Source organism: Kluyvera sp. Awk 3, from assembly GCF_028069715.1.
Taxonomy (GTDB): domain Bacteria; phylum Pseudomonadota; class Gammaproteobacteria; order Enterobacterales; family Enterobacteriaceae; genus Kluyvera; species Kluyvera georgiana_A.
On the sequence record NZ_JANEWH010000051.1, the window covers coordinates 14,496 to 32,906 of the forward strand.

The 18,411-nt window shown below is 54.4% G+C and carries 19 protein-coding genes; 11 read left to right on the forward strand and 8 right to left on the reverse strand.

Going from position 1 to position 18,411, the window contains the following annotated elements; genetic code table 11:
- Positions 1-16: 16 nt before the first annotated feature.
- From rng to csrD, 6 genes are all read right to left on the reverse strand, one after another.
- On the reverse strand, positions 17-1,486 hold the full coding sequence (rng, locus tag NNN71_RS12385) for a ribonuclease G (protein ID WP_064541745.1): 1,470 nt from the start codon (positions 1,484-1,486) through the stop codon (positions 17-19).
- Entirely contained in the window at positions 1,476-2,069 is a 594-nt protein-coding gene (locus NNN71_RS12390) for a Maf family protein (protein ID WP_163446531.1), read from the reverse strand. Before NNN71_RS12390 ends, rng begins: the two co-directional genes overlap by 11 nt.
- A 7-nt stretch (positions 2,070-2,076) precedes the next feature.
- Positions 2,077-2,565, reverse strand: a complete 489-nt coding sequence (mreD, locus tag NNN71_RS12395; protein ID WP_064541739.1) for a rod shape-determining protein MreD — start codon at positions 2,563-2,565, stop codon at positions 2,077-2,079.
- Positions 2,565-3,572, reverse strand: coding sequence for a rod shape-determining protein MreC (gene mreC / locus NNN71_RS12400; protein ID WP_271458604.1), 1,008 nt, complete (start codon positions 3,570-3,572; stop codon positions 2,565-2,567). Before mreC ends, mreD begins: the two co-directional genes overlap by 1 nt.
- Before the next feature lie 68 nt (positions 3,573-3,640).
- Positions 3,641-4,684 carry a rod shape-determining protein MreB gene (gene mreB / locus NNN71_RS12405; protein ID WP_000913396.1) on the reverse strand — a complete coding sequence of 348 codons (1,044 nt, stop codon included), beginning with the start codon at positions 4,682-4,684 and terminating at the stop codon, positions 3,641-3,643.
- Positions 4,685-4,988: 304 nt separating this feature from the next.
- A complete protein-coding gene (gene csrD, locus NNN71_RS12410; RefSeq protein WP_271458605.1) occupies positions 4,989-6,929 on the reverse strand; it encodes an RNase E specificity factor CsrD in 1,941 nt (646 codons plus the stop codon).
- Positions 6,930-7,145: 216 nt separating this feature from the next.
- On the opposite strand from csrD, the gene acuI reads away from it, so the two are divergent.
- The 11 genes from acuI to fis all read left to right on the forward strand — a co-directional run bounded on the left by acuI (position 7,146) and on the right by fis (position 16,664).
- Positions 7,146-8,120, forward strand: coding sequence for an acrylyl-CoA reductase (NADPH) (gene acuI / locus NNN71_RS12415; RefSeq protein WP_223803778.1), 975 nt, complete (start codon positions 7,146-7,148; stop codon positions 8,118-8,120).
- 77 nt (positions 8,121-8,197) lie between these two features.
- Positions 8,198-9,196: a protein-methionine-sulfoxide reductase catalytic subunit MsrP gene (gene msrP / locus NNN71_RS12420; RefSeq protein WP_065356172.1), complete on the forward strand. Its 999-nt coding sequence runs from the start codon at positions 8,198-8,200 to the stop codon at positions 9,194-9,196.
- Positions 9,196-9,795: a protein-methionine-sulfoxide reductase heme-binding subunit MsrQ gene (gene msrQ / locus NNN71_RS12425; protein ID WP_271458606.1), complete on the forward strand. Its 600-nt coding sequence runs from the start codon at positions 9,196-9,198 to the stop codon at positions 9,793-9,795. The genes msrP and msrQ overlap by 1 nt, the downstream gene beginning before the upstream one ends.
- Before the next feature lie 234 nt (positions 9,796-10,029).
- Positions 10,030-10,482, forward strand: a complete 453-nt coding sequence (gene aroQ / locus NNN71_RS12430; protein ID WP_064541720.1) for a type II 3-dehydroquinate dehydratase — start codon at positions 10,030-10,032, stop codon at positions 10,480-10,482.
- Positions 10,483-10,504: 22 nt separating this feature from the next.
- Positions 10,505-10,966, forward strand: a complete 462-nt coding sequence (gene accB, locus NNN71_RS12435; protein ID WP_271458607.1) for an acetyl-CoA carboxylase biotin carboxyl carrier protein — start codon at positions 10,505-10,507, stop codon at positions 10,964-10,966.
- Positions 10,967-10,976: 10 nt separating this feature from the next.
- The gene (gene accC / locus NNN71_RS12440; RefSeq protein WP_163446537.1) at positions 10,977-12,326 is read left to right on the forward strand and encodes an acetyl-CoA carboxylase biotin carboxylase subunit; all 1,350 of its coding nucleotides are present in this window, start codon (positions 10,977-10,979) and stop codon (positions 12,324-12,326) included.
- Between the two features lie 110 nt (positions 12,327-12,436).
- A complete protein-coding gene (locus NNN71_RS12445; protein ID WP_163446538.1) occupies positions 12,437-12,682 on the forward strand; it encodes a YhdT family protein in 246 nt (81 codons plus the stop codon).
- Positions 12,672-14,123, forward strand: coding sequence for a sodium/pantothenate symporter (gene panF, locus NNN71_RS12450; RefSeq protein WP_163446539.1), 1,452 nt, complete (start codon positions 12,672-12,674; stop codon positions 14,121-14,123). The genes NNN71_RS12445 and panF overlap by 11 nt, the downstream gene beginning before the upstream one ends.
- An 11-nt stretch (positions 14,124-14,134) precedes the next feature.
- Positions 14,135-15,016, forward strand: coding sequence for a 50S ribosomal protein L11 methyltransferase (gene prmA, locus NNN71_RS12455; protein WP_271458608.1), 882 nt, complete (start codon positions 14,135-14,137; stop codon positions 15,014-15,016).
- A gap of 361 nt (positions 15,017-15,377) precedes the next feature.
- Positions 15,378-16,343 carry a tRNA dihydrouridine synthase DusB gene (gene dusB / locus NNN71_RS12460; protein ID WP_064541703.1) on the forward strand — a complete coding sequence of 322 codons (966 nt, stop codon included), beginning with the start codon at positions 15,378-15,380 and terminating at the stop codon, positions 16,341-16,343.
- Positions 16,344-16,367: 24 nt separating this feature from the next.
- The gene (gene fis, locus NNN71_RS12465; protein WP_000462905.1) at positions 16,368-16,664 is read left to right on the forward strand and encodes a DNA-binding transcriptional regulator Fis; all 297 of its coding nucleotides are present in this window, start codon (positions 16,368-16,370) and stop codon (positions 16,662-16,664) included.
- 71 nt (positions 16,665-16,735) lie between these two features.
- On the opposite strand, the gene NNN71_RS12470 is transcribed toward fis, so the two are convergent.
- Positions 16,736-17,569 (reverse strand): MBL fold metallo-hydrolase, encoded by an 834-nt coding sequence (locus NNN71_RS12470; RefSeq protein ID WP_271458609.1) that lies wholly within the window; start codon positions 17,567-17,569, stop codon positions 16,736-16,738.
- A 120-nt stretch (positions 17,570-17,689) separates the two neighbouring features.
- Positions 17,690-18,343 (reverse strand): acrEF/envCD operon transcriptional regulator, encoded by a 654-nt coding sequence (gene envR / locus NNN71_RS12475; protein WP_271458610.1) that lies wholly within the window; start codon positions 18,341-18,343, stop codon positions 17,690-17,692.
- Positions 18,344-18,411 lie beyond the last annotated feature (68 nt).

Genomic DNA, 18,411 nt, shown 5'->3' on the forward strand with positions numbered 1-18,411 from the left:
GCAGCAGGCTGCGTTATTACATCATGACCACATCAAACTGCTCCGGGTTATAGAGCGGTTCGATTTGAACTTTGACCTGCTTACCCACAAAGATCTCCACTTCCGCCAGCGCGTGGGATTCTTCACCCTTCAGCGTTTCCGCCACCGAAGGAGAAGCATAGACCAGGAAGCGATCGGAGTCGTAGGCGTGATGAACGCGCACAATTTCACGCATGATTTCATAGCATACCGTTTCAACGGTTTTCACCGTGCCGCGACCATGGCAGGTTGGGCATTCGGTGCACAGCACGTGCTCGACGCTTTCACGGGTGCGCTTACGAGTCATTTCCACCAGCCCCAGCGGCGAGAACCCGTTCACGCTGGTTTTGACCCTGTCTTTACTCAGCGCCTGTTCCAACGAGTGCAGCACCCGGCGACGGTGATCTTCATTATTCATATCGATAAAGTCGATGATGATAATGCCGCCAAGATTACGCAGACGCAGCTGACGCGCAATCGCCTGAGTGGCTTCAATATTGGTGTTGAAAATAGTGTCATCGAGATTACGGTGGCCGACAAAGGCCCCGGTATTGATGTCCACGGTGGTCATCGCTTCGGTCTGGTCGATAACCAGATAGCCGCCTGACTTAAGTTCCACTTTACGCTCCAGCGCACGCTGGATTTCATTTTCAACATCGAAGAGATCGAAGATAGGCTGGCGACCGCTGTAGTGCTCAAGCTTACTGGTCATTTCAGGCATATATTCAGCCGTGAACTCCATTAACGCTTCGTAGGTCAAACGGGAATCAACGCGAATCTTATCCAGCTGAGCGTCAGCAAAGTCACGGAGCACACGCTGTGCCAGCGCAAGCTCGCCATACATCTGGTAGCGGGTCTGTGGGCGTTTTTTACGCTCCATCACTTTCGTCCACACGCGCTTAAGGTAGGCGGCATCGGAGGCTAAATCCTCCTCGCACACCCCTTCCGCGGCGGTACGAATGATAAATCCGCCCTGCTCATCGCAGTAATCGGCCACCACTTTCTTTAAGCGGTCGCGTTCGGCTTCACTTTCAATACGCTGTGACACGCCGACGTGAGAAGCGCCAGGCATAAAGACCAGGTAGCGAGAAGGTAAGGTGATGTCGGTGGTCAGACGCGCGCCTTTGGTTCCCAGCGGATCTTTCACCACCTGCACCATCAGATCCTGTCCCTGACGCACCAGTTCAGAAATATCGCGGACGGTGAACTGCTTTTGCTCTTCACCCGCCACGCATTCGGTATGCGGCATGATATCGGAGGCGTGAAGGAACGCCGCCTTATCGAGACCAATATCTACAAAAGCCGCCTGCATACCCGGTAAGACACGACTAACACGACCTTTGTAGATATTGCCTACTATTCCGCGTCGCGCTTCACGCTCAATATGAATTTCCTGCAAAATGCCGCCATCGATGTACGCCACCCGCGTCTCCGATGGCGTCACGTTCACTAATAGTTCAGCCGTCATGTGTATCCCTTTTTTCACGTAGCGAGTTAAAGTTACTCAGCAACTCATACGTTTCCACCAGCGGTAAGCCGACTACGGCGTGATAGCTGCCATTTATCTTCCTGACGAAACAGCCACCCAGCCCTTGAATACCGTATGCACCTGCTTTATCTAAAGGTTCTCCGCTCGCAACATACGCTGCGATATCGTCATCAGAGAGCGTCCGGAAGGTCACATCAGTGACCACCAGACAGTCGAGCGTTTGCTGGCTATCGGCCAGCGCAACAGCGGTCATCACCTGATGGGTATTCCCCGAAAGCTTACGCAGCATCGCTGCCGCATGAGCTTCATCGCGCGGTTTCTCCAGCACTTCACCGTTGAGGATAACAATGGTATCTGCTCCCAGAACCGGGAGATCTTCGCTCGCTAAGGCGACACCCGCCTGCGCTTTCTCGCGCGCCAGTCGCGCCACGTAGTGCTGTGCATCCTCATGAGGACGGCGCACTTCTTCAATACCCGGAACCACTTTCTCAAAGGTCACCCCTAACTGAGTGAGCAGTTCCTGACGACGTGGAGAACCTGAAGCAAGATAGAGAGATACCATAACGACCTTATTGAACGGCAAATTGCTGACGAACTTTACGCATCAAAAGAAATATCCACGGCCAGAGCACGCCGTTTACTACACTACTCCAGAACACTTCAGGGCGGAAAGAGACGTTGATCACTAAAAACTCTGCCCAGAAAACAATAATATCCGTGGCAAGCGAGAGCAACATAACCACCAGCGCCTGCTGCCAGAGCGCGAGGTTACGGAACAGCTGATATTTCAGCGCCACCAGATACGCCACAATGCTCAACGACAGCGCGCGCACGCCAAGCGTTGAGCCACTGATCAGATCCAGTATGGCACCCATCACGAACCCCGTGCCAACATTCACCCGATGCGGCAGCGCCAGTGACCAGTACAGCAGAATGAGCAGCACCCAGTTTGGCCGGAAAACCGTGAGGTCGTCCGGCCAGGGCATAACTTGTAGCAACAGTGCGATAAGAAACGAGAGCCAGATTACCCAGCGTCCCTGGCTACGGTAACTTGCCACTATTGCCCCCCTGCGGAGGGTTGCGGTAGCGGCGTACCCGCAGGCGGCGTGGTTAACCCCGTTGCCGGAGCGGGAAGCTGCGGCCCCATGGTTTCTGGCGACGGCAGCACCTGAGGCATCATCTGCATCAGGCGTTCATTCGCCACGCGATGCACCTCTTCCGGGGTCATCGGGTTAGTGCCGTTACGATCGGCGCCCCACAGCAGCAGCAGATAACGCAGACGCTGCAGGCCTGCGGTTGGACGCGCCTGAATCACCGTGTACGCACGCTGCGTATCCAGCTTAACCGACGAAACGACGCCAACCGGGTAGCCTTCCGGGAAACGCCCGCCCAGGCCCGATGTCACCAGCACGTCGCCCACACGAATATCGGTGTTGGCAGGCAGATGTTCCAGTTGGAGATCGTCGGTACAACCGTTACCGGCGGCAATCACACGGATATCGTTACGCAGCACCTGAATGGGCAGCGCATGGGTAGCATCGCAAATCAGCAGCACGCGGCTGGTGAGTTTGGCGACGGCCACAACCTGACCCACAACGCCTTTATCGCTGATCACCGGCTGGCCTTCGTAAACGCCGTTCACGCTGCCTTTGTCGATAACCACCTGGTCGCTGTAGGGATCGTTTACCGTTGAGATCACCTGCGTCACCATTTTCTGTTCGTCCTGGCGTAGCGGTGAACCTAACAGCTCACGTAAACGGGCATTTTCTTGCTTGTACTGACCCAGCATCAGCAGGTCGCTGTTTTTCAGCAGCAGTTCCTGACGCAGTGCACGGTTTTCGAGTTCGAGCTGATCGCGTGAAGCCAGCGTTTGCGAGACGCTATCGAGCAGTTCACGAGGACCATTAGAAACAAAGTAGAAAGGACTGACGGCAGTATCCATGTACGTTCGGATTTGACTGAACATACCCAGGCGGCTGTCTGCGATAATGACACCCAGCGCCACCAGCACCGCCAGAATAAGGCGAATCTGCAGCGACGGGCCACGGCTAAAAATGGGCTTCATAGGCTATGCGTATTCTCGTGTCAGTGAAATTGAGGGTAGCCTTCTGGCTACCCTGAACCTCATGCTGACTACTCTTCGCTAAACAAGTCGCCGCCGTGCATGTCGATCATTTCCAGCGCCTTGCCGCCGCCACGCGCTACGCAGGTCAGCGGATCTTCAGCAACGACAACTGGAATACCGGTTTCTTCCATTAACAGGCGGTCGAGGTTGCGCAGCAGCGCGCCACCACCGGTCAGAACCATACCGCGCTCGGAGATGTCGGAAGCCAGTTCTGGCGGGCACTGTTCCAGTGCAACCATCACTGCGCTCACGATGCCGGTCAGCGGCTCCTGCAGCGCTTCGAGAATTTCGTTGGAATTCAGCGTGAAGCCACGCGGAACGCCTTCTGCCAGGTTACGGCCACGCACTTCGATTTCACGCACTTCGTCACCCGGGTAAGCGGAGCCGATTTCGTGCTTGATACGTTCTGCGGTGGCTTCACCGATCAGAGAGCCGTAGTTACGGCGAACGTAGTTGATGATCGCTTCGTCGAAGCGGTCGCCACCGATACGTACGGAAGAGGAGTAAACCACGCCGTTCAGGGAGATAACGGCCACTTCAGTGGTACCGCCACCGATATCGACAACCATGGAGCCAGTGGCTTCAGAAACCGGCAGGCCGGCACCAATAGCAGCAGCCATCGGTTCTTCAATCAGGAACACTTCACGGGCGCCAGCGCCCTGAGCGGATTCACGGATCGCACGACGTTCAACCTGGGTCGCGCCAACCGGTACACAGACCAGTACGCGCGGGCTTGGGCGCATAAAGCTGTTGCTGTGAACCTGTTTGATGAAGTGCTGGAGCATTTTTTCGGTCACGAAGAAGTCAGCGATAACGCCGTCTTTCATCGGACGAATAGCCGCGATGTTACCTGGCGTACGGCCCAGCATCTGTTTAGCGTCATGACCTACGGCGGCCACGCTTTTCGGTGAACCGGCACGATCCTGACGAATGGCGACCACGGAAGGCTCATTCAATACGATGCCTTGTCCTTTTACGTAAATCAGGGTATTCGCGGTACCCAGGTCAATGGACAGGTCATTGGAAAACATGCCACGAAATTTTTTCAACATACTAAGGGATAATCCTGAAAGCTGGGGCGGAAAACAAAATCCGCTTACTTTACCAACCACACGCAGCAGCGACAAGGCGCAAAAATCATCTGCAACGGTGAAAATTAGTGCAGTTCGTTACCTTTGTTACAAATCCAACCTGACTCCTTCAGTGCAGGGAGACTCACTGCCGCTCCATCCTGGATTTGTACCTGTCAAAGGTCGTCACATGCGTGATGCGTCGTTTTCCCTGGCGAGCAGACATGCACACTCCCGGAAAAAACCGCGCGCGTTATTCTACGTGATAAACACGTTAAACAGCAGGTCAAACCGAATATCTTTGCGAATATTTTTTCACATTTGCGTCAAGTGGCTGGGAAGAGGCAAAAAAATCTCCCTGGCCGCCGAAAACTCCGCATTCTGTCAGCACCTGCCATTCACTGCGGCTGCGTACACCGGCGGCAAATACCTGTATTGATGTTCCTTTACAGGCCTCTACCAGGCTTTGTACCAGCAGCTGGTTCTGGCTGCGCTTTTCTATATCACGTACCAGCACCGGATCGATCTTAATCAGTTCAATCTCAAGCTGCTTAATCCAACTGGTGCTGACAAGGGCTAAACCTGCCTGCGTTACCGCAACCCGAACGCCTAACGCATGAATTAAACGAACGACGGGCTGGAGACGCGTCATATGTTGACAGACATCTACCTCTGCAAGTTCAAAAATAATCCGTCGACGATGCGATTTTTCGCACTGCATTAATACATCACGTAACCAGCGTTGAAAACGCGGGCGGATCAATGACTCTACGGTAACCTGAATCGCCAGGTTTTCTTGCGGCCAGAAGCTGAGGAAAGGAAGCAAACGGGTAATCTGCAAGCGGTCGTACTCTTCGCCCAGTCCGAATTCCAGCACCATCGGCAGATACTCGGCGGCAATGACCTCTTCTTTACCGTCGAAGATCCGGCACATCAGCTCTCGATGATGCACGGTGCCGTCAAGACTCACGGCCGGCTTTTGATACAAACGCGGGCCGCCGCGACTGAGCATTTGCTCAATCAGGGTACGCCAGCGCACGTTGCCGCGCCCTTTCTCCGGTAGTGAATCATCATAAATGGCCCAGCTGTTGCTGCCCTGCAATACGGCATTACGTACCGCCGCTTCGGCGTGTTCCATCACCTGCTCGGTGGTTTGCCCGCTGCGCCAGGCGCAAATGCCGATATGCATCATGTCATCGCGATCGAGAATTTTTGCCAGCGGCAGACCGTCGATGGCTTTTAAGAGCTGCCCGGCAATACTGTCGGCCTCTTTTAGCGTGCGGTGCGGCAACAGAACGGTAAAGTCGCTGCGGCGGTAGCGCGCCAGTAACGCGCCGGGGTAGCGCATAATAAAGGTGGAGAGCAGGTTAATCAGGGTAAAGACGTGTTCTTCCGCCGCCGCGCGCCCCCAGTTGTCGCGCAAAAAGTCGAAATCCGGCAGGCGGATCATCATGACGATGCCGTGCGCCCCCACGTTTTCCTGGTCGTCGAGCAGCGTCGCCAACTGGCTATCGAAAAACAGACGGTTGCTCAGGCCGGTTTTTGAATCCTGCGCGGCATAAGAGCGAATCAGCGTATCCAGACGACTGCGCTGCTCGCCGGCAAACTGAATCTCCGACAGCAACGTATCCAGCGCCGAGCTGGTACGTGCCGGCCATTCGTGAATATTCCCCTTTGCCTTCGCGCCGCGCTCGCCGTTAAGGATCCGCGTGGCGCGCATCTCCAGCAACTCTTCACCCGCCAGCTGGCGTCGCAGCCAGCGCACGGCAATAAAGACCACCAGCACCATAAAGGCAATCGTGATGGTCAACGGCGCGGTGGTCATCAGCGAGCGGAAATAGTTGGCCATCGGGTCCAGATACACCAGATGAATCTTCATGCCGGGATGTTTGAGCGACGCCACCGTGATTTCGCGATACTGATAGTGGCTGCCCATCGGCAGATAACTACTGCTGCGGGTATGGTGGAACAGTGATTTGTCGTTCAGGGTAAAGTCGATACGCACGATGTCGAGCGGCACCATGATTTCATCGAGCTGGTTGTCGAGCGTCTCAAACGAGCTGTTGACCAGTCGATTATCCAGCACGGTCGCGACGGCCTGCACGCGCGTGGCTATCTTATACTGTATGCCGTTATAGAAACTCAGTGAGGAGCCAATTAACGTCACAAAGATGGTAAGCCCGGTTAAGAGCGTAAAAAAGGCTGAGAACTTCGTCGTTAATCGCATCCCTGAGTTAACTCCGTGGGTTAATCATCCCCGACAGAGGCCGGGTGCCAGCGTCCGTGTCTTACAAGAAGTAAGCACTAACATATCAAACCAGGCTGGCATACTACCAAACCTGGCGGATCTGGCAATTTATTGCGCCAAATCGATATCAAATGATGATAAGCGAGTATAGTCCCCGGTAAATTTTTTCACTATCAGACCATGTAAGGAAAGGTTATGCAGGCACTCATCTTAGAACAGCAGGATGGCAAAACCCTCGCCGCAGTGAAGGCCGTTGACGACAGTCTGCTGCCGCAGGGCAACGTCACCGTCGACATCCAGTGGTCCAGTTTGAATTATAAAGATGCGCTCGCCATCACCGGCAAAGGGAAAATTATCCGTAACTTCCCGATGGTGCCGGGTATCGACTTTGCCGGTACGGTTCATCACAGTGACGACGCACGCTTCACACCGGGCCAGCAGGTGCTGCTGACCGGTTGGGGCGTTGGCGAAAACCATTGGGGCGGGCTGTCCGAGCGCGCGCGCGTCAACGGTGACTGGCTGGTACCGTTGCCGGCAGGCCTGGACGGACGTAAAGCCATGATTATCGGCACCGCGGGCTTTACCGCGATGCTGTGCGTGATGGCGCTGGAAGACGCGGGCGTGCGCCCGGAAGATGGCGAAATCGTGGTGACCGGCGCCAGCGGCGGCGTAGGCAGCACCGCGATAGCTCTGCTGCATAAGCTGGGTTATCAGGTGGCCGCCGTTTCCGGACGCGAAAGCACTCATGATTACCTGCGCGCGCTGGGCGCGAGCCGTATTCTGGGCCGTGACGAATTTGCCGAAACCCGTCCGCTGGAGAAACAGCTCTGGGCCGGAGCGGTAGACACCGTGGGTGATAAAGTGCTGGCTAAAGTACTGGCGCAGATGAACTACGGCGGTTGCGTCGCAGCCTGCGGCCTGGCTGGCGGTTTTGCGCTCCCCACCACCGTCATGCCGTTTATCCTGCGTAACGTGCGTCTGCAGGGCGTTGACTCGGTCATGACGCCAGCGGCCCGGCGCGCCGAAGCGTGGAAACGTCTGGTGGCGGATCTGCCCGAAACGTTCTATCACCAAAGCGCAACGGAAATTAGCCTCGACCAGGCGCCCGCATTTGCCGACAAGATCATTAACAACCAGATTCAGGGCCGTACGCTGGTCAAAATCGCCTAAAATGCAATTTTTCGTGACATATTCGCATTAATGTCTGGCCTCCGTCATGCTTAGAAAAAAGCATGACGGAGAGCATTATGAATCGCAAAAAACTGACTGAAGCAGACGTCACGGCCGAGTCCGTGTTTATGCTCAAACGCCGCCAGGTGTTGAAAATGCTGGGCATTGGCACCGCGGCTGCCTCGCTTCCCCTGCACGCCTCCAGTCTGACCGACTGGTTTAAGGGCAATGACCGCCCTGCCGCCCCTTCAGGCGCGCCGCTTACCTTCGATAAACCCGCCCAATGGCAAAGCAAACTGACGCTGACGCCAGAAAATAAAGTCACCGGCTACAACAACTTTTATGAATTTGGGTTGGATAAGGCCGATCCGGCAGCAAACGCCGGAAGTTTACAGACCAACCCATGGAAACTGACGATCGGTGGCGAAGTGGCGAAACCGTTGACGCTCGATCATGATGACCTGACCAAACGTTTTCCACTGGAAGAACGAATTTATCGAATGCGCTGCGTGGAGGCGTGGTCGATGGTGGTGCCGTGGATTGGCTTCCCGCTGCATAAGCTGCTGGCTGCCGTCGAACCCACCAGCAACGCGAAGTACGTGGCTTTTAAAACCCTCTACTCGCCAGAAACCATGCCCGGACAGAAGGATCGCTTTATCGGCGGCGGCCTGGCATATCCTTATATAGAAGGGCTACGTCTGGACGAAGCGATGAATCCGCTGACGCTGCTCACCGTGGGCGTTTACGGCAAAGCATTACCGCCGCAAAACGGCGCGCCAATCCGCCTCACAGTGCCATGGAAGTACGGCTTTAAAGGCATTAAGTCGATTGTCAGTATTACGCTCACCCGCGATCGCCCCGATACCACCTGGAACCTGGCGGCGCCTGATGAATACGGTTTTTACGCTAACGTGAACCCGCATGTCGATCACCCTCGCTGGTCTCAGGCAACGGAACGGTTTATCGGTTCTGGCGGCATTCTCGACGTACAGCGCCAACCGACGCTGCTGTTTAACGGCTACGCCGATGAGGTGGCCTCGCTGTATCGCGGGATGAATCTGCGGGAGAATTTTTAATGCGTTTAACGGCTAAACAGATAACCTGGCTGAAAGTTTGCCTGCATCTTGCCGCATTTTTGCCGTTTGTGTGGCTGTTCTGGGCGGTCTCTCAAGGGCAGCTCAGCGCCGATCCGGTCAAGGATATTCAGCACTTTACCGGTAGGATGGCTCTGAAATTGCTGCTGGCGACCTTGTTGGTCGCCCCGCTGGCGCGTTACGCTAAACAGCCGTTGCTGATTCGCACGCGCCGCTTGTTAGGTCTGTGGTGTTTCACCTGGGCGACGATTCACCTCACCAGCTACAGCCTGCTGGAACTGGGGATCCAGAATCTGTCGCTATTGGGACAAGAAATTGTGACTCGGCCCTATCTGCTGCTGGGATTAGCCTGCTGGCTTATCCTGTTGGCGCTGGCGGTCACCTCAACGCAGGCGATGCAACGAAAACTCGGGCGACGCTGGCAGCTTTTGCATAACTTCGTCTATCTTGTCGCGATCCTCGCGCCGATACATTATCTGTGGTCGGTGAAGATTATCTCACCGCAACCGCTCATCTATGCCGGCTGCGCCATTGTGCTATTAGCCTGTCGCTATAAGAAGTTTCGCCAGTGGTGGCGATGATGTCGCGATATGTGCGGTTTACCACAATTCACTTATAGTCAGACGTTCTTTACACGATAGCAGTTGATAATCTTCCCTGATAAGACCAGTATTTAGCTGCCAAATGCTACGAAATAGTTATAATGTGCGACCTTGGTTTTCCTGACGGGGGTTTTAAGCCTCTGAAAAGGTGACAATCGCGCATCGAAGGTATATTTTGTTTTTTACCCGAGAATTGCAGGAGATAGCAGCACAATGACTGACAAGTTTCGCATTTTGCTTTTGAACGGCCCGAACCTGAATATGTTAGGCACCCGTGAGCCAGAGAAGTATGGCACGCTGACGCTTTCCCAGATCGTAAGCCGCTTAACCGCGGAAGCCGAAGCCTTGAACGTCACGCTAGACAGCCTGCAATCCAACGCCGAGTACGTCCTCATCGACCGTATTCATCAGGCTAAAGACAATATTGACTATATCCTGATCAATCCGGCCGCGTTCACGCACACGAGCGTTGCCCTTCGCGATGCGTTGCTGTCGGTGAGCATCCCGTTTATCGAGATTCACCTCAGCAACGTCCATGCGCGCGAACCATTCCGTCATCATTCGTATCTGTCTGATATCGCTTCCGGCGTTATCTGCGGGCTCGGGGCTGACGGCTATTCATACGCTTTACAGACGGCGGTAAAACGCCTGTCACAATCAAACTAAACAAAGAGTACGGAACCCACTCATGGATATTCGTAAGATTAAAAAACTGATCGAGCTGGTCGAAGAGTCTGGCATCAACGAACTGGAAATTTCTGAAGGCGAAGAGTCTGTGCGCATCAGCCGCACGGCGCCGAACACCGGTATTCCAGTGATGCAGCAGGCTTATGCAGCGCCTGTTATGCAACAGCAGGCACCTGTCGCGGCAGCAGCACCAGCCGCAGCTGAAGCCCCGGCTAAAGCTGAAATCAGTGGTCACATCGTACGTTCCCCGATGGTTGGTACTTTCTATCGCACTCCAGGCCCGGATGCTAGAGCATTCGTGGAAGTTGGTCAGAAAGTTAACGTGGGCGACACCCTGTGCATCGTTGAAGCGATGAAAATGATGAACCAGATTGAAGCTGACAAAGCAGGGACTGTGAAAGCAATCCTGGTAGAAAGCGGTCAGCCGGTTGAATTTGACGAGCCGCTGGTCGTCATCGAGTAACGAGGCGAAGATGCTGGATAAAATTGTCATCGCTAACCGCGGCGAGATCGCACTGCGTATTCTTCGTGCCTGTAAAGAACTGGGCATCAAGACCGTCGCTGTGCACTCGACTGCGGACCGCGATTTAAAACACGTACTGCTGGCGGATGAGACGGTTTGTATCGGCCCGGCGCCATCCGTAAAAAGCTATCTGAACATCCCGGCTATCATCAGCGCAGCTGAGATCACCGGCGCTGTGGCGATTCACCCAGGCTATGGCTTCCTCTCTGAGAACGCCAACTTTGCCGAGCAGGTTGAACGTTCCGGCTTTATCTTCATCGGCCCGAAAGCCGACACCATTCGCCTGATGGGCGACAAAGTGTCTGCGATCACCGCGATGAAGAAAGCAGGCGTACCGACCGTTCCGGGCTCTGACGGCCCGCTGGGCGACGACATGGACGCTAACCGCGCACATGCGAAACGCATCGGCTACCCGGTCATCATCAAAGCCTCCGGCGGCGGCGGCGGTCGCGGTATGCGCGTAGTGCGCAGCGACTCCGACCTGGCCCAGTCCATTGCCATGACCAAAGCGGAAGCGAAATCTGCTTTCAACAATGACATGGTGTACATGGAAAAATACCTGGAAAATCCTCGCCACGTCGAGATCCAGGTACTGGCTGATGGTCAGGGTAACGCTATCTATCTGGCTGAACGTGACTGCTCCATGCAGCGTCGTCACCAGAAAGTCGTCGAAGAAGCGCCGGCACCGGGCATTACCCCGGAACTGCGTCGCTACATCGGCGAACGCTGCGCGAAAGCGTGTGTGGATATCGGCTACCGCGGCGCGGGTACTTTCGAGTTCCTGTTTGAAAACGGCGAGTTCTACTTCATTGAAATGAACACCCGTATCCAGGTAGAGCACCCGGTTACCGAGATGATCACCGGCGTTGACCTGATCAAAGAGCAGCTGCGTATTGCTGCCGGTCAGCCGCTGTCTATCAAGCAAGAAGAAGTGCAGGTTCGCGGCCATGCGGTGGAATGCCGTATCAACGCCGAAGACCCGGACACCTTCCTGCCAAGCCCGGGTAAAATCACCCGCTTCCACGCGCCGGGCGGCTTTGGCGTTCGTTGGGAATCTCATATCTACGCCGGCTACACCGTACCGCCGTACTATGACTCAATGATCGGCAAACTCATCTGCTACGGTGAGACCCGTGACGTGGCGATTGCTCGCATGAAGAATGCGCTGCAGGAGCTGATCATCGACGGTATCAAAACCAACGTTGATCTGCAGATGCGCATTATGAGCGACGAGAACTTCCAGCATGGTGGTACCAACATCCACTATCTGGAGAAAAAACTCGGATTGCAGGAAAAATAATCCTGTTCTCGCAGCAAAAGGCCGGATTTTCCGGCCTTTTTTCTTTTTCTCTCCCCTCATCTTTTCCTTGCGGTACAATCCCCGCTTTCTTCATCCACAAGGGACAAAAAATGGACAAGCGTTTTGTTCAGGCCCATAAAGAGGCGCGCTGGGCGCTGTGGCTAACCCTTCTCTATCTTGCTGCGTGGTTAGCAAGCGCTTACATACCAAACTCGATGCAGGGCTTCACTGGCCTGCCACACTGGTTTGAGATGGCCTGCCTGCTGATTCCGCTGGTATTTATTTTGTTGTGTTGGGCGATGGTGAAATTTATCTATCGCGATATTCCGCTGGAGGATGACGACCATGCAGCTTGAAGTCATTCTGCCGCTTATCGCCTATCTGCTCGTCGTTTTTGGTCTGTCGATTTACGCCATGCGTAAACGGGCGACCGGAAACTTCCTCAATGAGTATTTTCTCGGTAGCCGCTCAATGGGGGGCATCGTCCTGGCGATGACGCTAACGGCCACCTATATCAGCGCCAGTTCGTTTATCGGCGGGCCGGGCGCGGCTTATAAGTACGGGCTCGGGTGGGTGCTGCTGGCGATGATTCAGCTACCCGCCGTTTGGCTCTCGCTGGGGGTATTGGGCAAAAAGTTCGCTATTCTTGCTCGTCGCTATAACGCCGTGACGCTCAACGATATGCTGTTTGCCCGCTACCAGAGCCGCCTGCTGGTCTGGCTGGCGAGCCTGAGCCTGCTGGTTGCTTTTGTCGGCGCGATGACCGTCCAGTTTATCGGCGGCGCGCGCCTGCTGGAAACCGCCGCGGGCATTCCCTATGAAACCGGCCTGCTCATTTTTGGTATCAGCATTGCACTGTATACCGCGTTCGGCGGCTTTCGCGCCAGCGTGCTGAACGACACCATGCAGGGTTTGGTGATGCTTGTCGGCACCATCGTACTGCTGGTTGGCATTGTGCATGCGGCGGGCGGGTTGAGCCACGCGGTGCAAACGCTGGAAGCGATTGACCCGAAACTCGTTTCGCCACAAGGGGCAGATGATATTCTGTCGCCGACCTTTATGACCTCGTTCTGGGTGCTGGTCTGCTTTGGGGTAATTGGTTTACCGCACACGGCAGTGCGCTGCATCTCTTATAAAGACAGTAAGGCGGTGCACCGGGGTATTATTATCGGGACGATCGTCGTCGCGATCCTGATGTTCGGTATGCACCTTGCCGGCGCGCTGGGACGCGCGGTTATTCCGGACCTCACGGTGCCGGATCTGGTCATCCCTACGTTGATGGTGAAAGTGCTCCCCCCCTTCGCGGCAGGGATTTTCCTGGCGGCGCCGATGGCGGCAATTATGTCGACAATTAATGCCCAACTGCTGCAAAGTTCCGCTACGATCATCAAAGATCTCTATTTGAATCTGCACCCGGAACAGATGCAGAATGAGCGTCGTTTGAAGCGCATGTCGGCGGCAATCACGCTGATTCTGGGGGCATTGCTGCTACTGGCCGCCTGGCGCCCGCCTGAAATGATTATCTGGTTAAACCTGCTGGCCTTTGGTGGGCTTGAAGCCGTATTCCTGTGGCCGTTGGTGTTAGGCCTGTATTGGGAGCGTGCCAATGCAGCCGGAGCGCTGAGCGGGATGATCGTGGGTGGCGTGCTGTACGCCGTACTGGCGACGTTTAATATTCAGTACCTGGGCTTCCATCCGATTGTGCCTTCGTTACTGCTAAGTTTGCTGGCGTTTGTGGTCGGGAACCGTTTTGGTCAACCTGCCCCACAAGCAGCCGTAATTTCTACTGATAAATAAAGAGTTTTGCCATGCCGTGGATCCAACTGAAACTGAACACAACCGGCGCCCATGCCGAAGATCTTAGCGATGCGCTGATGGAAGCCGGTTCGGTCTCCATCACCTTCCAGGATACGCATGACACGCCGGTCTTCGAGCCGTTGCCGGGTGAAACTCGCCTGTGGGGCGATACCGACGTTATCGGCCTGTTTGATGCAGAAACCGACATGAAAGAGGTCGTTTCCCTGCTTGAGCAACATCCTCTGCTGGGCGCGGGCTTTGCGCATAAAATCGAACAGCTGGAAGATAAAGACTGGGAGCGTGAGTGGATGGACAACTTCCACCCGATGCGCTTTGGCGAGCGTTTGTGGATCTGCCCAAGCTGGCGCGACGTGCCGGATGAGAACGCGGTCAACGTGATGCTCGACCCGGGTCTGGCCTTCGGCACCGGTACCCACCCAACCACTTCGCTGTGCCTGCAATGGCTGGACGGACTGGCTCTGACCGGCAAGACGGTGATCGACTTCGGCTGCGGTTCCGGGATCCTCGCGATCGCCGCGCTGAAGCTGGGCGCGGCGAAAGCCATCGGGATCGATATCGATCCGCAGGCCATTCAGGCCAGCCGCGACAATGCCCAGCGTAACGGCGTTTCCGAACGCCTGGAGCTGTATCTGCCGCAGGACCAGCCAGAAGCCATGAAAGCCGACGTGGTGGTCGCCAACATCCTGGCCGGCCCATTACGTGAACTCGCGCCGTTAATCAGCGTGCTGCCGGTTACAGGCGGCCTGCTGGGCCTGTCAGGCATCCTGGCCAGCCAGGCGGAAAGCGTATGTGAAGCATATGCCGACCTCTTCGACCTCGACGCCGTCGTCGAAAAAGAAGAGTGGTGCCGCATTACTGGCCGCAAAAAATAATCGTCTCTGAATGCGGCCTGCTGGCCGCATTTTCCCCTCCCCGAACGTTTTATCCCCCTCATAAATGCGAGACAGATCGCATTTACCGAACCAATATTGTTCATTAAATCATCATTTTATCGCTCAAGCGCTCGCCGTTGCGCAAGAATACGAGAGAAGTTTGATGATTTTCTGAATGCGCACAAAACATTCACTTTTGTATAATTTGATGATTAATATGGAAATTTATCGTCGATTCGCTTTCAGTACTGAGATTCATTGATCTACAACATCGGATTGCTCAAAGTTTGGCCTTTCATCTCGTGCAAAAAATGCGTAATATACGCCGCCTTGCAGTCACAGTATGGTCATTTCTTAACTCATGCGTATCGGACAACACCAGCTCAGAAATCGCCTGATCGCAGCGCCCATGGCTGGCATCACTGACAGACCATTCCGGACGTTGTGCTACGAGATGGGAGCAGGCTTAACCGTATCAGAGATGATGTCCTCCAACCCGCAGGTGTGGGAGAGCGATAAATCTCGGTTACGTATGGTGCACGTGGATGAACCAGGTATTCGTACCGTGCAAATCGCCGGTAGCGATCCTGAAGAGATGGCCGGAGCCGCCCGCATTAATGTGGAAAGCGGCGCCCAGATTATTGATATTAATATGGGCTGTCCGGCAAAAAAGGTGAATCGCAAGCTAGCAGGCTCAGCCCTACTGCAATATCCGGATCAGGTGAAGGCTATCCTGAACGCGGTTGTTAAGGCGGTGGACGTTCCTGTCACACTCAAGATTCGCACTGGCTGGGCTCCTGAGCACCGTAACTGTGTAGAAATTGCCCAACTGGCTGAAGACTGTGGCATTCAGGCTCTGACTATTCACGGACGCACCCGCGCCTGCTTGTTTAACGGAGACGCTGAGTACGACAGCATTCGGACAGTTAAGCAGAACGTTTCCATTCCGATTATCGCGAATGGCGACATTACTGACCCGCTTAAAGCCAGAGCTGTACTCGACTATACGGGGGCTGATGCCCTGATGATAGGACGTGCGGCTCAGGGAAGACCCTGGATCTTTCGGGAAATCCAGCATTATCTGGACACTGGGGAGCTGCTGCCTCCACTGCCTCTGGCAGAGGTGAAGCGCTTGCTTTGTGCGCACGTTCGGGAACTGCATGACTTTTACGGTCAGGCAAAAGGGTACCGAATCGCGCGGAAACACGTCTCCTGGTATCTCCAGGAGCACGCTCCAAATGACCAGTTTCGGCGCACATTCAACGCCATTGAGGATGCCAGCGAACAGCTGGAGGCGTTGGAGGCATACTTCGAAAATTTTGCGTAATAGAAATAAAGAGCTGACAGAACTATGTTCGAACAACGCGTAAATTCTGACGTACTGACCGTTTCTACCGTTAACTCTCAGGATCAGGTAACCCAAAAACCCCTGCGTGACTCGGTTAAACAGGCACTGAAGAACTATTTTGCTCAACTGAACGGTCAGGACGTTAATGACCTGTATGAGCTGGTACTGGCTGAAGTAGAACAGCCCCTGTTGGACATGGTGATGCAATACACCCGTGGTAACCAGACCCGCGCAGCCCTGATGATGGGCATCAACCGCGGTACTCTGCGTAAGAAACTGAAAAAATACGGCATGAACTGATACTAATCAGTTAATTGCTTGATTTTGAAGGCGCTACTCGGCATGGGGAAGCGCCTTTTTTATTGCCTGTTTTACGCCTTCATATAGACGATACGGTATCCTGGTCCCTCAGGGATGACCTGCGCAAAACCACTCCCCCCAAAGTGCATTCCCGCCACCAGCAGTTTTTCCTGCGCCGCCTGCGCCAGGATGCGTTTACGTGAAGACTTTGCCTGCTCGGGGTCGATATCAAACGCAATGGACACATCGGGATGTGCCGTCTGAATATAGGGGAAGTGGACGATATCTCCCCAGATAAGCAGGCTGGCCTGCGGCGTATCGATTCTGAAGCCCGTATGCCCTGGCGTATGACCAGGCAGATGAACCGGCTGAATCCCCTCGATAATCGGCTTGTCGTCGAGTAAAGAAACGCGTTCGCCGTATACCGCCAACGTCTGGCGCGCCCGGATAAAGTTACGCTGCGCACGTTCGTTAGCCTGCGCCAGACGCTCATCATTCTGCCAGAACGCAACTTCGAGCGGATGAATGTAGAGCCGGGCATTCGGATAAACAGCTGCCCCGGCGTTATCCAGCAAGCCGCCGATATGATCGGGATGCGCATGGGTTAACAGCAACGTATCGACCGCCTGCGGCTCAACGCCAAACGCCTGTAGATTATCCCTGAACAGCCCACCCACGTTGTTTGCGCCCCCCGTGCCGGAATCCACCAGAATCGTGCGCCCGCGTCCGCGAATCAGATAGCCATAAATATGCAGGTTGCCGGGTTCAGCCACGCCGGCGCTGCGCTGAATCTCTCCCGCGTCGGTTGTCGTGATACCCGAGAGCAGATCCAGGCTGGCGGACATATTCCCGTCGCTCAGCGCGGTTACCTGAAAATCCCCAATCTGGCGGGAAATAAAGTCCATAAACACCTCATTATGATCACGGTAAGTAACAAACAAGATGACAGATACTGCGTATGGAAAACAGTGGGAGAATGGTGAGATGAAATTTTTTCAGCCATCCCTGACCGAAAGCGTGCAGAATTACTGATTAACCACCAGAGCAGGTCGGCTCGCCCAGAGACTTTGGGCGCAGACCGTGGACATAATATTGTCGACCAGCAGTGGCGCTTGTTGATAGAGATCGAACTGCTGCGGGTCCATTAACCAGTTTTTAATCAAACCGCTAAACGCGCTATATAAAACGATTAATATAATCTCAATATTTGTATCTTTAGGTAAGATCTGGTTACGTACACAGCCCTGCAGTATATTACGCACGGAATCATAGCCAAATCCTATTTTCTTTCTGATTTCGCACTCCGACATCATGTCGCTATTAAATTCGCACTTATGATACAGAATCTGCATCAAAGCACGCTGACGCGGCGTTTCCGCAATATATTGCAAACCTAATACAAATTTATTCCTTAAGTCCAATAATGGATTTCCAGTCTCTATTTGTTTCAATTTATGATGAACTAAATCACGCAGAGGGAGTTGCTCCTGCCACATTGCGTTAAATAACTCACTCTTACTTGAAAAATGCCAGTAAACCGCCCCCCGCGTGACGCCAGCAGCATCGGCAATATCAGTCAGCGTGGTGTTGCTGACGCCGCGCCGCGCAAACTGTTCGATTGCCGCGTCGAGCAGCATCTGACGCGTCTTGAGCGCCTCTTCTTTCGTTTTTCTTGCCATGAAATGTATCGCTTACCGTTGGATGAGCGGTGAATAATTTATATTACTCTATTCAATCTACCATTCAG